General features: G+C 62.9%; 14 protein-coding genes. 5 read left to right on the top strand and 9 right to left on the bottom strand.

All coding sequences use genetic code 11. The annotated features are described in order from the left end of the window. Nucleotides 1-144: 144 nt before the first annotated feature. Nucleotides 145-1,179, top strand: a complete 1,035-nt coding sequence (locus Pan216_RS02870; RefSeq protein WP_419193194.1) for an ABC transporter substrate-binding protein — start codon at nucleotides 145-147, stop codon at nucleotides 1,177-1,179. Next, a complete protein-coding gene (locus tag Pan216_RS02865) occupies nucleotides 1,176-2,246 on the top strand; it encodes a FecCD family ABC transporter permease (RefSeq protein ID WP_419193193.1) in 1,071 nt (356 codons plus the stop codon). The genes Pan216_RS02870 and Pan216_RS02865 overlap by 4 nt, the downstream gene beginning before the upstream one ends. Nucleotides 2,247-2,383: 137 nt before the next feature. Here Pan216_RS02865 and Pan216_RS02860 read toward each other — a convergent pair whose 3' ends face one another. The 3 genes from Pan216_RS02860 to Pan216_RS02850 all read right to left on the bottom strand — a co-directional run bounded on the left by Pan216_RS02860 (nucleotide 2,384) and on the right by Pan216_RS02850 (nucleotide 5,389). Continuing rightward, nucleotides 2,384-2,692, bottom strand: coding sequence for a DUF971 domain-containing protein (locus tag Pan216_RS02860; protein WP_145254533.1), 309 nt, complete (start codon nucleotides 2,690-2,692; stop codon nucleotides 2,384-2,386). Nucleotides 2,693-2,700: 8 nt separating this feature from the next. Beyond that, nucleotides 2,701-4,839: an MBL fold metallo-hydrolase gene (locus tag Pan216_RS02855; protein WP_145254530.1), complete on the bottom strand. Its 2,139-nt coding sequence runs from the start codon at nucleotides 4,837-4,839 to the stop codon at nucleotides 2,701-2,703. Between the two features lie 154 nt (nucleotides 4,840-4,993). Then, complete coding sequence (locus Pan216_RS02850; RefSeq protein ID WP_145254527.1) at nucleotides 4,994-5,389, bottom strand: hypothetical protein; 396 nt, start codon at nucleotides 5,387-5,389, stop codon at nucleotides 4,994-4,996. Nucleotides 5,390-5,649: 260 nt separating this feature from the next. Between Pan216_RS02850 and Pan216_RS02845 the strand changes: the two genes are divergently transcribed. Further along, nucleotides 5,650-6,531: a hypothetical protein gene (locus tag Pan216_RS02845; RefSeq protein ID WP_145254524.1), complete on the top strand. Its 882-nt coding sequence runs from the start codon at nucleotides 5,650-5,652 to the stop codon at nucleotides 6,529-6,531. A 152-nt stretch (nucleotides 6,532-6,683) separates the two neighbouring features. Here Pan216_RS02845 and yidD read toward each other — a convergent pair whose 3' ends face one another. The 5 genes from yidD to Pan216_RS02820 form a co-directional block, all read right to left on the bottom strand. Continuing rightward, on the bottom strand, nucleotides 6,684-6,890 hold the full coding sequence (yidD, locus tag Pan216_RS28015) for a membrane protein insertion efficiency factor YidD (protein ID WP_419193647.1): 207 nt from the start codon (nucleotides 6,888-6,890) through the stop codon (nucleotides 6,684-6,686). A 67-nt stretch (nucleotides 6,891-6,957) separates the two neighbouring features. Then, nucleotides 6,958-7,413, bottom strand: a complete 456-nt coding sequence (rnpA, locus tag Pan216_RS02835; RefSeq protein ID WP_145254519.1) for a ribonuclease P protein component — start codon at nucleotides 7,411-7,413, stop codon at nucleotides 6,958-6,960. Beyond that, nucleotides 7,370-7,711 carry a hypothetical protein gene (locus Pan216_RS02830; RefSeq protein WP_145254516.1) on the bottom strand — a complete coding sequence of 114 codons (342 nt, stop codon included), beginning with the start codon at nucleotides 7,709-7,711 and terminating at the stop codon, nucleotides 7,370-7,372. The genes rnpA and Pan216_RS02830 overlap by 44 nt, the downstream gene beginning before the upstream one ends. Continuing rightward, nucleotides 7,708-8,061, bottom strand: a complete 354-nt coding sequence (locus Pan216_RS02825) for a chaperone modulator CbpM (protein ID WP_145254513.1) — start codon at nucleotides 8,059-8,061, stop codon at nucleotides 7,708-7,710. Before Pan216_RS02825 ends, Pan216_RS02830 begins: the two co-directional genes overlap by 4 nt. A gap of 1 nt (nucleotide 8,062) precedes the next feature. After that, nucleotides 8,063-8,989, bottom strand: a complete 927-nt coding sequence (locus tag Pan216_RS02820) for a DnaJ C-terminal domain-containing protein (RefSeq protein WP_145254510.1) — start codon at nucleotides 8,987-8,989, stop codon at nucleotides 8,063-8,065. 299 nt (nucleotides 8,990-9,288) lie between these two features. On the opposite strand from Pan216_RS02820, the gene tssH reads away from it, so the two are divergent. Together tssH and Pan216_RS02810 are read left to right on the top strand one after the other, a co-directional pair. After that, the gene (tssH, locus tag Pan216_RS02815; RefSeq protein ID WP_145254507.1) at nucleotides 9,289-12,030 is read left to right on the top strand and encodes a type VI secretion system ATPase TssH; all 2,742 of its coding nucleotides are present in this window, start codon (nucleotides 9,289-9,291) and stop codon (nucleotides 12,028-12,030) included. A 2-nt stretch (nucleotides 12,031-12,032) separates the two neighbouring features. Continuing rightward, on the top strand, nucleotides 12,033-12,740 hold the full coding sequence (locus Pan216_RS02810; RefSeq protein ID WP_145254504.1) for a hypothetical protein: 708 nt from the start codon (nucleotides 12,033-12,035) through the stop codon (nucleotides 12,738-12,740). Between the two features lie 35 nt (nucleotides 12,741-12,775). Here the strand turns inward: Pan216_RS02810 and cbiE are convergent, their stop codons facing one another. Next, nucleotides 12,776-14,020: a precorrin-6y C5,15-methyltransferase (decarboxylating) subunit CbiE gene (gene cbiE / locus Pan216_RS02805; RefSeq protein ID WP_419193192.1), complete on the bottom strand. Its 1,245-nt coding sequence runs from the start codon at nucleotides 14,018-14,020 to the stop codon at nucleotides 12,776-12,778. Nucleotides 14,021-14,337 lie beyond the last annotated feature (317 nt).

Raw genomic sequence — 14,337 nt, 5'->3', positions numbered from 1 at the left:
CAGAACGGCTCGCCGTTGGTTGTCCCTCTTGCAAGTGCCCACTTGGGCCAAAGTGATGTTCGGGGCCGATACCCGCGTTGGCGCGAGCATGCTTGGACAACACTTGCGTGGGTAGTCACGCCACCGTTCACGAGGAAAGTCGACGTGTCCCGAACGCTCCTTACGCTCGGAACGATCGGCCTGCTCTTCCTCGCAGGCCATCTCCTGACGACGAACGCTCCACGAGCGCCCATGTGGCTGGGCGTCCCCAACAACCCCGGCACGATCGTGCGCCAAGACTTCCCCGTCACGGTGACCGACGGCTACGGCCACCCCATCCGGATCGATCGGCCCCCCCAACGGATCGTCTCGCTCATGCTCGCGACCGACGAGATCCTTCTCGAACTGGTCGACCACAAGCGCATCACCGCACTGACGCCCATCGCCACGACGCCGAGCGTCTCCAACTGCGTCGCGGAAGCCAAGGGCTTCCCAACGGTGGTCGGAACGAGCCTCGAACGCATCATTTCTCTGCGACCGGACATCGTTCTGGCGGCGCGCTTCACCGAAATCCCGACAGTCAGCACGCTCAAGCAAGCCGGAATCACCACCTTCCGCTTCGGCCGCTACGAGACCTTGGCGGACATCCGTCACAACATCAAGCTCCTTGGCGTGATCACTGACGAGAGGGAACGAGCCAGCGAGATCCTCCATTGGATGAGCGATTCGCTCGGCGTCGTGGCGGCGGCGGGATCGCGTGCCGCGGCCAAGCCACGTGTCCTCCTCTATCGCGGCGGGTTCTCGGCGGGCGCGGCGACCCTCTTCGACGAGATGCTTACCGCCGCCGGGGGAACGAACGTCGCGGTGGAAGCCGGACTGGTGGGGCACGGGCCGATCTCGAAGGAGCTCGCCATCGCGCTCGACCCGGAGGTGATCGTGATGACCAACCCCTACGCCGAGGGGGACGACCCGCCGATCGATCCCCGTTCGAGCGTGATCGACGATCCAAGCTGGCAAGGGGTGACCGCCGTCCGTCACCGGCGAGTCCATCTGGTCCCGGCCCCCGAACTCGGATGCATCTCCCATCACATTGTCCGGGGAGCTCTGGCTCTCGGCCGAGTCATTCATCCGACGCTCTTCGAGAACGTGGAAATTCCCGCGTTTCCAAGTCAGTCCAGCCAACAGGGAGACAGCGAGTGAGCGACCCGTCGGCCAATGCGGTTGACCTCCAGCATGCCTCGCGGCCCGGCATCGTTGTCGGCTCGTTGATCGGACTGCTCGTCGCGGCCATGGGGCTCTCCATCGCCGCGGGAGCGGCGCCAATCTCGCCGCTGGAGATCGTGGGCATCCTCGTCAAGTCGACCCTCGGCCTCTCGATCACCACTTGGGAACCATGGCAGGAGATCGTCCTACTCCAGGTCCGGCTGCCACGAGTCTTGGTCGGCGTCTTGGTCGGCGGCGGACTCGCGGTCGCGGGCGCGGTGATGCAGGGACTCTTCCGCAACCCGATGGCCGAGCCCGGAGTGATCGGCATTTCCGCCGGGGCGTCGCTCGGAGCCGTGATCAGCATGGCGACGGGCTGGGCACTCGCCTCGATGTTGGTCCTGCCGTTGATGGCTTTCGTCGGGGCGATCGTGACGACCTTTCTCGTCTACCTGATCTCGACTGTTCGCGGTCATACGTCGACGGCGACGCTCCTTCTCTCGGGAATCGCGGTCGGCGGCATCGCGACCGCCATGACCTCGTTCGTGCTGTCGATCTCCCTTCCGAACTGGGAGGTTGGGCGACAGATCATCTTTTGGCTGATGGGCGGCATGCAACGGGCGGGCTGGGCCGACGTCGCGATGGCAACCCCGCTCGTCCTCGGGGGATGTGGCCTACTCTTGCTCCACTCGCGCGACTTGAACATCCTGGCGTTGGGCGAGGAGACCGCGTTGTCGCTGGGCATCAACGTTCAAGCGAGCCGGCGCAACATGCTCTTTCTCGCCGCGATGATCACGGGGACGTGCGTCTCGGCCAGCGGCGTGGTGGTCTTCGTGGGCCTGATCGTTCCCCATGTGCTGAGGCTCTTCGTGGGGCCCGAACACCGCATCCTCGTCCTAACCAGCTTTCTGGGAGGCGCGTGCCTGATCGTGTTCGCGGATTTGATCTCCCGGACGGCGATGCCCCCCGACGAAATTCGCCTGGGAATCCTCACCTCCCTCTTGGGCGGTCCCTTCTTTCTCTACCTGATGATCAAGAACAAAGAGCGCGTCGAAGCCCTTTGATCGCGATGGCGAGCGCGGGAGCGTCGACACTCGAGCGCCACCCTAAAAAGGGCGACCACGGCACATCTTAACTTCCGCGCCTGCCCACGCGAGCATGAGGCATGGCACCCGAGACGACAAGAGATCACGACGTGACATCAAGTGGTGGCGGGATCGTCCAAGTCGTGGAGGCGGTCCCAGGTGAACAGACCCAGATCGTGACCGTCACTGAAGACGAGCTTGATGGCGTAGTTGCCAACCAGGTTGGCGCCGACGATCGCGATGTCGGCCGGCACGCTCGCGATGTCGAGAATGCGCACGCCGGTCACTTCGTCGACGCAGGAAGCGCAGCGGCACTCGCATCGCAACAGGTGGGCGGCATGGCTCTTCGCGTGACCATCAGGCCACGACAACTCCAGCCGGTTGGTCGTCTTGTCCAAGCGGACCGCTTTGGGAGGGGGCACCATGGCGAGGCTCAACCGATCGTCGAGGAATTGGAAGTCGACCGAGCCCCTTCCGGCTCGACATTGACGAAGAGTTCGTAGCCGGTCTGACGATGAAACCGCTCGCGGGTCGCTTCGGAGATCGCCGGATCGGCGTCGAACCGGACCTCGATCAGTGAGTGCTCGTGATCAATACGGGTTTCGGCCTCGTGCTCGGGGGCGAGTCGTTCGTGCAACGCCCGCAGCAAGTCGTCATCACTGGTTCCCTCCACCAAGCGGATCGCCCAGCCACTCTGCCGCGACCACTCCTGCAGTCGCTGCGCGAGATGACGTTCGGCGGCGCGGGGGAAACGGAAGGTCAGTTCGGCGACCCGCTCCTCGGGGTAGAAGCCGGTTCGCACGAGGCCGGTCTCCTCGGGAAACATCCCACGCAAGGATGCTCGCGCCCGTTCGACGGGGGTCGTCGGTGTCACCACTCCTTCCGGAACGATGCGATCCCGGGCGGTGACCCGGAGGATGAAGGGCCGCCGCCGGTCGGGGATGAAGTAGGACTGATCGCTTCCGTAGATCGCTTCGCGGACGACGCGGCGGTCGGCCGCGGTGACCGTTTGGGGTTGCTTCCAGATCTCGACCAACTCCTCGAGCGTGATCCACGGGACCGGAGGCGACAGGCCACACAGCCAGTAGTGGATCTCGGCGAGGTTCAACGCTCGCGACTGTGTCGGGTCCCAAGGCGGCCACTCCTGGAGTGGACTCGTGCGCGTGACGGGTCGTCGCGACCACCCCGGTTCGAAGTCGACGGTCTCGCCGTTGACGGGAATCCCAACATCGCTAATCCCCGCCCGCATCAGTTGGCGTGCGAGCCCCTCTCGAGCCGAACCGTCGCCATGAACCAGGAGCACGAGCTTCGACTTGAACTTGCTGGCCAGGGCGGTCAACTCTCCCCCGTCGGCGTGCGCCGAGAGAGGGCAGGCTTCGACGGCACACCCAACTTCGGTCCAGACGCCGCCGAGCGGGAAGTAGCGCCGATCCTCGACTGTCTCGGCGAGATCGAGCAGCGCCTGGCCGGGTGACTCTTCGTCCTGATAGCCGGTGATGAGGATGAGATTCCGCGGCGAACCGATCCACTGCGTCGCGTAGAACTGACTCGCCCCACCGTGGAGCATTCCGCTGGAGGCGACCACGACGCAGCGTCCCTCCTGGGCGATGCGCTGGCGTTGCCCATTGCTGACAACAGGCCGAACCGGCAGGTCGCGCGGGAAGACCGGGTTGAGCCCGGACTCCCAAAGCCGGCGTGCTTCCGGAGCGAGTTCGTCGGGGAACTGGTCGTAGACCTCGGAGATCGGCCGGACCAAACCGTCGGCATAGACCGGGAGGTTGGGGCTAAGCTTTCCACGCCGCATCGCGTGACCGAGGAGCAGGAGGATCTCCTGGGCCCGCCCCAAGGCGAAAGTGGGAAAGAGGATCGAGCCGCCGGTTTCGTAACATTGGCGAACCCGCTCGATGATGCGATCGTATTGCGTCGGCCGATGAGCGTGCATCCGGTCGCCGTAGGTGCTCTCGAGCACCAAGACATCGGGTCGGATGCTGGGAGCGAACGCGCCGGGAACCGCGTATTGGTCGCCGACGGAGACATCGCCGCTGACCAGTACCGATGTGGTGGGCCCGGCAATCTCGATCATCGCGGCCCCGAGCAGGTGCCCGGAGGGAAACCAGGTCGCTTTGACGCCCGCGTCACCCAGCCGCATCGCCCGTCCCCAGGCCACGGACTTCATGCGATCGATCGCCGTCGAAACCAAGCCCGGTGCGAAAAGGGGCATCTCACCCGCATCCTGCCGGTACTTCTCCATGATGCGCCGAGTGTCGTGGAGCATCACCCGCGAGAGTTCTAGGGTCGCTTCCGTCGCCAGAATCGGGCATCCCTTGGGAAGGTACGGGTCGATCGCCGGCAGGGCGCCGATGTGGTCGGTGTGGGCATGCGTGACGAGAACGGCGCTGACCGGCGGTCCCTTCTCCAGGTAGGAGAGATCGGGGAGCGCCTCGCCCTTGGGCGCGTTGAGACGTTGGCCGCAATCGACGACGACGCGAGTCTCGCCGATGTCAATCACTTGACACGACGCGCCGATCTCCTCCGCCCCGCCGAGAAACGTGATGCTGATGCGGTCCTTCATAACTCTCTCGGCGCTTTCGAATGACGACTGACGGTGACGAGGGGCGATGGCGAACGTGTCGTCGGAGCTGAAGCCTTCCCGAACGAGCCAACGTCATGATAGAAGGAACGTCGCCCGATCGCGATGGCAATCGAACGTCAGGTATTGACAGAGCCTATCCCTTCTTCTCGTCCATCCAGCGGCGGAGCATCGTTGCGGCGACGGCCGGATCGAGCTGTACTTGATCGTTGACCTGTTGCTTCATCGCCGCTTTGCGCGCCTTGGCTCGCGTCTCCGGGGATGCCGGACCGAGTCGCTGCTGCGCCGAGTCGAGCGCTTCGCGTACCGCTCCCTTCGCGGACGGTTGAGGAACGTCCCCGACCGAACTCGCGGCCGGTTCCGGTTTCCCAACTGTCCGGGACGCCCGTGCAGCGGTCGACGTCGGCTTGGGTGCGGGGGCGCCCTTCGGCGAGGAAGCGCGAGTCGTCGATGGGGGTTTGTTCCCCAATAGAATCGCGACGGCGCCAATGATGATCGCCGCGCCCACCAAGATGATGGCGATACCGCTCACCCGAGAATTCTCCGTCTACTCGTGTCTCGACCTCCCCATTGTATCGCCGGTTCCACGCCGGAAACTGATTCTCCGCGACCAGTCGGCCATCGATCGGGCAAAGTGTTCGGGTTGTGACGACAAAACAATCGACGAGGGAAGACTTGATCTCGATGATCTCCTGGATTTCGCGCGTCTAGCCCGAAGAATTGCACAGCCACCCATCGTGGCTCGCTTCCCACGAACGACTCGTTCTCCCCAGATCCACCGGAGTTGGCAACATGGTACGACGTCCGGCACTTGGTTGGCCCTCGATCTGGTTGGCCCTCTTGCTCGCTCAGCCCGCGCTGGTCGGCTCCGCGATCGCGGAGCCCTACACGCACCTCACCTTCGACGCGACCGGCGACAGCGAGGAGTCGCGCATCATTCAGCGCATCGTCCTAGCCAGCATCCCCCGCGTTCACGACGAACGCCCCAACTGGGGCAACACCGTCCACATCTTCGACGGCTTCGATTGGAAACGCGACGGCTTCCGCATCAAAGTGAGCAAGCGAAAGAAGAAAGAGGTCAACCACGGGCTCTGGAAGCACTACCGCGTGACGTTGGTCGATCCCGAGAAGCACTTGCACGTCGTCGTCAAGAACACGCGTCAGCTCGCCGAGGACCGCTTCGCTTTCCAAGTCTTCCTCTCGTGCAAGCTCGATGGCTACGCCGAGTTTCGCCACTGGAACAATGGGATCAAGCTCTTCAGCGTCGACACCGAGGGAGACGCGGACGTTGAAATGACCCTCGACTGCGAAGTCACTCTGAAGATGACCGGCGAGTGGTACCTCCCCAGCATCGAGGTCTCGCCCAAGATAACGCGGTCGCAACTGACGCTGCGCAATTTCACCCTCCGCCGTTTCGGTCACGGCAAGGGACCGATCGTTCGCGAGATCGGCAACTCTCTCGAAGGGGCGATTCAGCGCATGATGGACGAGCAGGAGCCCCGCATCGTCGACTTGGCGAACAAGGAGTTGGCGGAATTCGAGGAGGAGGGGAAACTCAAGTTCTCCTCGTGGAAGTCGATCACCGACATGATCGGCAAACTCGACCGCAAGCAGGCGAGCAACGTCAAGGTCCACAAAACCTTCTCCCCCCTCACGCATCATCGCGTCCCGTAGCAAGGGACCTCGTGCCACCGATGTCCTTCTGGGCGCGGTCTACGTTCTGGGTTCCATGCCCACGAGGCGTGGGCATGGAACCCCTGAGATATCTTCGAGCCCCGAAACGACATCTCCCCACGTGTTGGTAAGGGCAAAGTGGTCGATCGAGGTCACGGGTAGTCGACGCCGCCGGCATTGAACGGATTGCAGCGCAAGATCCGCCACGCCCCGAGTAGGCATCCCTTCCAGAAGCCGTACTTGCCAATCGCCATCACGGTGTAGCGACTGCATGAGGGATGGAAGCGGCAGCAGCCGTGAAAGATGGGACTGAGCCAACGCTGATACTGGCCAATGAGAAAGACGCCCCCTTTGGCCAATAGCGACTTGGGGGGATAACGCTGCCAGACCTCGAGTTCGTCGCTCGGCTCTTCCTCTCGCGAGGACTCAGCCGCGGGCGACGTCGTTCTGCCCGTCTCGCTCTCGGCGCCGTTCATTGGCCGCGACTCGTTTCATGAGATACAAGAGATCGTCCGCCACCTCGCGGTAGCCGAATTCGAGCTTCCGCGTTCGGGGAGCCTTCTTCTTCGCGCGCCGCCGAGGCAACACGATCCAGTCCCAACCGCTCGGCTGCCGATCCTTCGAGAGCCGAAAGGCCTCACGGCAAAGTCGCTTGAATCGGCCCCGCACGACCGCGGTCCCCAAGCCTCGCCCCACGGTCAGCCCCAGTCGGCTGTAACTCAACCCGTTCGGCTTGCCGTAGAGCACCAGGCAGCGACCACCAGCGGAATTGCGATGATCGAACACGGCGCTGTAGTCGCGATCGAGGGCGAGGCGTTCACGGCCACGAAGTCGTCGGTCAGTCGTCGTCCGAATCCTTCTCGTTGGGGTCGTTGGCGCCATCGTCGTCGTAGACCGTGTCGTCGTCTCCCTGCGTGACCTCGGCGCGGAGATCGACGTACTTGATCGGCTTCTTCTCTTCGTCACCCTTATCGACCAGCCGCCGCCCCGCGCGACGAACGAACGTGAAGAGCCCGAACGCCATCAACAAGATGCCGGCAATCGCCAGCCCGCCCCAGAGCACGAGCGTCACGCGGATTGCTTCCTGCTCATCCGGCGTGATCTCGTTCTCTTGCGACGCCGACAACGTCGCCAACAGCAGCAACCCGGCTATCGTCATGAACGGCAACAAGCGACTCAAAGGTCTATCTCCCAAAACGACGGGCCTTGGCGTTCCTCGGTGATCCGGATGCGGAACTGTTGCAGATGCTCGAGTTGGGCGCAGCGGCGTTGCGATTCCCGAACGGCGAGTTTGAGATCGCGGATGTCCGCCGACATTTGCAGGATGATCCGAATCCCTTCGATGTTCACGCCCAAGTCGCGATAGAGACTCGTGATCGACCATAGGAGCCGAAGCTGCGACTTGGTGAACCCGCGCGCGCCACCGACTTCCGTCAACTGCACCAAGTCGGCCTTGAGGAACTGCCCCAAGACTTCGGGTTCGATCCTCAGTTCCCGACAAACCACGGCTTCGGAGTAGAGCTGTGTCATCTCACCACCCCCGATCCGCGCGAGGGTTGCTGGCGTTTCGTTCCCCGAATTCCTTGATCAGACGTCTGCTCTCCTCGTCGATGTTCTTGGGAACAACCACCTTCATGCGGGCGTAGAGATCGCCACGCTGCCCACTCTTGGTATACCCGCCCTTCTGACGCAAACGCAACTTCTGACCGCTCGAGGTTCCCGCGGGCAGGGTGATCGTCGTCATCCCCTCAAGTGTCGGCACGTCGATCGAACCGCCGAGGATCGCCTCGGAAATGGAGATGGGGACCTCGACGAAGAGGTCGTTGCCTTCCCGCGTGTAGTAGGGATGTTTGTCGACGCGAACCAGGACGTAGAGGTCGCCCGGCGGCCCCTGGCCCGTCGGCGACTTGCCCCCCTTCCCGGCCAGTCGCAGTCGGCTGCCGTCGGTCACCCCTGGAGGGATCGTCACGGTGAGTCGATCTTGACCCGCGCCACTGATGGTGATGTCGAGGTCGCCGCCCCGAACGGCGGTGTCGAAGGGAATCGTCAGTTCGGTCTCGATGTCGTCGCCGGCGACGTTGTAGGGACCGCGAGCGCCTCGCTGTCCCCGGCCACCCAGGATCCCTTCGAACAGATCGCTGAAGTCGCCAAGATCGACGTCCTGGACCGAGGGGTCGCCTTCGCGCTGGCTCCAGGTGTAGGACCAGGATCCCGGTCCGGATTGCTGCGCTCCGGGCTCAAAAGCCGCCGACCCGAAGCGGTCGTATTGATTTCGTTTCTCGGTATCGCCGAGGATGTCGTAGGCTTCCTGGACCTTCTTGAACTTGCCCTCGGCGGTCTTGTCGCCGGGATGAAGGTCTGGATGGTACTCGCGCGCGAGCTTGCGATATGCCCGCTTGATCTCATCCTCGGTCGCGCTTCGTTCGACGCCAAGCGTCTCGTAGTAATCACTCGCCATGCCGGCCCCGTGCTGCCCGAAAGCCGTCGCCGGCCTTCATCATTCCGATTTCACGCACCGCGCTATTCTAGGATCACGCTTGGGAGGCGTCGAAGGGAGCCCCCCGTCAAAAAATGGACGAGTCCCGAAAAACCGCCCAGAACCTTTGGAAGACCCCGGTAGGCACCATATGATCGTCGGCGGGAGCGGAGCTTCCCACTCTTTGGCACTTCCGCCGAATTGGATCACCCGATTCGCGGGGCATGAGGCAGGAATGGTGCCGGTCCGTACATGATCGCAGTGTCAAAGGAACATCGGCCGTGGATGTCAACCTCAAGTCACTCATCGGGAAGCTGAACCGAACCTGCCACAAGGCTCTCGAAGATGCGGCGGGCGCCTGCGTCTCCCGCACCAACTACCACATCGAGATCGAACACTGGCTCTCGAAGCTCCTCGACGACCCGAACAACGACATCGGGCGGATCATGCGGCAGTTCGAGATCAACCCCGACCGCGTCAACGCGGGACTGACGAACGTCCTCGACCGACTCAAGACCGGTTCCTCGCGCCAACCGAGCATTTCGCCCGACGTCATTGCCGCCGCAAAGGATGCCTGGCTCGTGTCGACCGTCGAGTTCGGCTACGGCCGCGTTCGCAGCGGGACGGTCCTACTCGCGATCTTGAACGATAGCCAGCTCGCTAGCCGCTTGCGGGATGCCTCGCGGGAGTTCGATCGTATTTCGCCGGAAGCTCTCAAGGAGAGCTTCACCAAGATCGTCGCCGAGTCAAGCGAAGAAGCGGAGATGATCGCCGAGCCCGGGGCGGCCGCCGGAGCTCCCTCGAGCAAGGGGATCGGCGCTCGCGGCAAGACGACCTCGCTCGATCAGTTCTGCATCGACCTGACCCAGCGAGCCCGGGAAGGCGCCATCGACCCCGTCCTCGGACGGGACAACGAGATCCGGCAGATTGTCGACATCCTCACCCGTCGCCGTCAGAACAACCCGATTCTCACCGGCGAGGCGGGCGTCGGCAAGACCGCCGTCGTCGAAGGGTTCGCCCTGCGGATTGCCGCTGGCGACGTTCCGCCGTCACTGCAGAACGTCGAACTGCGAACACTCGACCTCGGCTTGCTCCAAGCAGGTGCCGGCGTCAAAGGCGAGTTCGAGAACCGCCTCAAGTCGGTCATCGACGAGGTGAAGAGTTCGCCCACCCCGATCATTCTCTTCATCGACGAAGCCCACACCATGATCGGCGCCGGCGGCCAAGAAGGCGGAAGTGACGCCGCCAACTTGCTCAAGCCCGCGCTGGCTCGTGGCGAACTGCGGACGATCGCGGCCACGACTTGGGCCGAGTACAAGAAGTACTTCGAGAAGGATGCCGCTCTCGCGCGGCGGTTCCAGGTCGTCAAGGTCGAGGAGCCGACCGAGCCGATCTGTACCATCATGATGCGGGGGCTGACCGAGACGCTTGAGAACCACCACAAGGTGCCGATTCTCGATGAGGCGATCGACGCGTCGGTCCACTTCTCCGCCCGTTACATCTCGGGACGACAGCTTCCCGACAAGGCGGTCAGCCTGCTCGACACCGCATGTGCCCGCGTTTCCCTGAGCCAGTCGGCCACGCCCCCTTCCATTGAAGACACGACGCGAACGATCGAGAACCTGAAGACCGAGCTTCGCATCCTCGAAGGTGAGCAGGCCGCCGGTTCCGACCACGCCGTCCGCATCGAGGAGATCAAGGAGAAGCAAGCCGAAGCCGAGAAGACGCTGGGCGAACTTCGCGAGCGCTGGGACACGGAACGGGAACTCGTCGGCGAGATCCGCGAGATCCGCACCGAGCTTCGTGGCAATGGCACCCCCGCCGAGGAAGAGGAGCTCTCCGAGGAAGACCAGAAGACCAAGGAGGCGGTCGACAAGCTCTCCGAGTCGAAACCGAAGGAACCGCTCTCGCCCGAGAAGATCGAGGAACTGCGTGGCAAGCTCGACACCCTCACCGGCCAACTTCACGAAGCCCAAGGCGAGGATCCGCTGATCCACCCCTTTGTCGACTCGCAAGCGATCGCGAGCGTCATCGCCGACTGGACCGGCATCCCCGTTGGCCGAATGCTCGCCGACGAGATCAAGACCGTCCTGAATCTGAAAGAGACCATGGGGAAGATGGTCGTCGGCCAGGATCATGGACTCGAAGCCATTGCCCGCCGTATCCACACCGCTCGGGCGAACATGGACGACCCGAACCGTCCGATCGGCGTCTTCCTGCTCGTCGGCCCCAGCGGCGTCGGCAAGACCGAGACCGCGATTACGCTGTCGGAACTCCTCTACGGCGGCGAACGCAACATGGTGACCATCAACATGTCCGAGTACCAAGAGGCGCACACCGTCTCGGGACTCAAGGGCTCGCCTCCCGGCTATGTCGGCTACGGCGAAGGTGGCGTCTTGACCGAAGCGGTCCGCCAGAAGCCCTACTCGGTCGTCCTGCTCGACGAGTTCGAGAAGGCCCACCAAGACGTGTGGGAACTCTTCTACCAGGTCTTCGACAAGGGAACGCTCGAGGACGGCACCGGGCGGGTCATCGACTTCCGCAACACCGTCATTCTCTGTACGTCCAATGTCGCGACCGACACGATCACGAGCCTCTGCGCCGATCCGGAAACCCGTCCCGATCCAGGCGATTTGGTCACCGCGATTCGTCCGGAGTTGGAGAAGGCCTTCCCGCTGGCTCTCTTGGGCCGCATGGTGGTCTCGGCGTACTACCCGATCTCCGACGAGGTCATGAAGCTCATCACGAAGCTCAAGCTCGGCAAGATCGTCCGCCGCATCAAGGGCAACCACAGTGTCGAAATGACCTACGACGAGTCGTTGCTCGACGAGGTCGTCAGTCGCTGCACCGAGGTCGCCAGTGGTGCTCGCAACGTCGACCACATCCTGACCAACACGTTGCTGCCTGAAGTTTCCCGAGAGTTCCTCGCCCGAATGGCGGAGAATAAGGAAGTCAGCGCCATCAACGTCACGGTCGGTGACGAGGGCGATTTCGTGTACCAGTTCACGGAAACTGATTTCTAGCGATGGGAACCGCACCGGTTTCGATTGATCCGTTCGGGGTATTCGGGCCTCCGCCCGGCTTGCTCCCCTATTGGATCATGAGCCTCAACCTGCTCCACGCGTACATCGTCTACATCACGTTGATGTTTTTGACGTCGGTGGGGCTACGCCTTCGGTTCTACAGCAGTGTCCTCGACGTGGCGCGTCATCTCTCGACCTCCTGCCCCAACGTCTACCGACTGATCAACGAGCATTGGATTTTGACACTTCGGGGCGGATTGCTGCCACTTGTGAGCATTTACGTCGGCTTGCTGGCCTTTTCGGGGCTGCTCAACCTGCTTGTGCTTCGGGAATCGGCAATCACTTTTGAAATGATGCTCGATCGGAAACATCCGCTCGGGCTCGTGATCGAGCTCACTTTCATCGGGACGATGATCGCGGTCGACTTGTTCGTCAGCATCCGCGTGAGTCAGATCGACACCGAGGAGGTCAAGCGGAGCCTCAACTTCGCCGAACGCTGGCTGGGCAGTCGGCTGAACCGTTTGCTTCAGGTGCTCGGCCGTTGGAATCCGATCAAGCAGTATGCCGACACCGAGGCTCGCGCTTATCTCGAGTGGCTCAACGACGTCTTCCACATGAGCCTGACGACGATGATCACGCAGGTCGCGCTACGGCTCGTCGTCGCGATCTCGCTGGTGACGTTCTACCTTTGGGTCCAGTTCATCTCCTGACCCGACGGCCGCTTCGCCATCGATGGCCCAAGTGTCTACGCCCCCGACTTGGTGACGAAGATCAGGAAGCTCGGGTTGACCGCTTCAAAGCGAATACTCTCGAGCTGGTGCGTCCCCCGGGCCAGATTGACCATCAAGATCCCGACATGGGGAACGAGGGCCTTGAGCGTCGAGGTCGCCGCGGAGACGTTCTCAAGGCTCGCCACGTTCGCGACGAGATGCCCACCCGGCTTGAGTCGGTCGAAGGCCGCCTCGATGATGCCGACGGTCTCCCGCCCGACACCGCCAATGAAGATCGCGTCCGCGTCAGGAAGATCGCGAAAGGCCTCGGGGGCCCGTTGGGCCACGATCTGGATGTTGTCGACACCGAATCGCTCGGCGTTTTCCCGAATGAGCAAGCCGTCCTCGACCTCCGGCTCGATCGCGTAGACCTTGCCCTCCGTCGCGAGCTGGGCGGTCTCGATCGACACCGAACCCGAACCGGCACCAACGTCCCACACCACGCTCTTGCGTTTGAGATTCAGCTTCGCCAGCGCCAGGGTCCGAACCTCCGCCGACGTGAGCAGCCCGCGATGCGGACGCGTTTGGCGAAAGTTCTCGTCGGGATTGCCGAAGATCATCAATTCAGCATCTTCGCGCGCGGTCTCGGGAACGTCCGGCTCGCGAATCAGGATCATGACGTTGAGCGGGCCGAACTCCATCTCGGAGATTTCGGCGAGCGTCCCGTAGGTGACGACTTCGTTGGCCGCCCCCAGGTTCTCGCAGACGGAAACGCGAAAGTAGCTGATCCCCTCGTCGAGTAGGCAACGCGCCACCGCGCTGGGTGGCACCGACTCGTTGGTGAAGATGCCAACTTTCTCCGCGATGCGGATGCGATCGACGATCGTCTCGAGCGGCTGGGAGGCGACGTTGGTCAAATAGGCCTCGTCCCAGCTCTCCTTGACCCGTGCGAACGCCAACTGCATGCTGCTGACGTGAGGCAGAACTTCGAACGACTCCTTGCCCAGCCGATCGACGAGGTAGCGGGCGACCCCGTAGAACATCGGATCGCCGGACGCGAGCACGACGATCTTGCGGTCGACGCGGGCTTTCTCGATGCGCCGCACCATATCGCCCAGATCGGTCTCCACGGGCAGGCATTCACCCTCGAAGGAGGGAATCATCGCGAGTGTCCGCTCGGTGCCGACCAGCAGTTCCGCCTCTTCCAGACGGCGTCGGGCAGAGTCGGGCAGACTCTCCATTCCGTCATCGCCAATGCCGACGACATAGACCGTGTTCACGCAACGCTCTCCCTGGTTGGCGACCCGCTCCGAGGGACCTTTCCACAATCTCGGCCCCATGGCCTAATAGCCTAGATGCCTGTTCCTCGTCCGTCAACGCGGGGCGAGCCGCGGAGCTCATCACGGGGCCAATCGACCGAACATCTTCCGCGGCAAGCACCTTCCGCGATCCCGCGCTCGGGAGGGGTTCCGAATAAAACGGGTGTCCAATCGCTCCAAACCCCTAGGCACACGCTTGTTGGCAGCGCCATTTCCAGAGGATTTGGTAGAGTTTAACAGTAGGCCGATCGGGTTTGAACATGTACCCGAGGCACTCT

This window comes from Kolteria novifilia (genome assembly GCA_007748055.1).
Classification (GTDB): Bacteria; Planctomycetota; Planctomycetia; order Kolteriales; family Kolteriaceae; genus Kolteria; species Kolteria novifilia.
The sequence above is the reverse complement of the archived record's forward strand: the minus strand, read 5'-3'. Positions and strand labels throughout refer to the sequence as shown.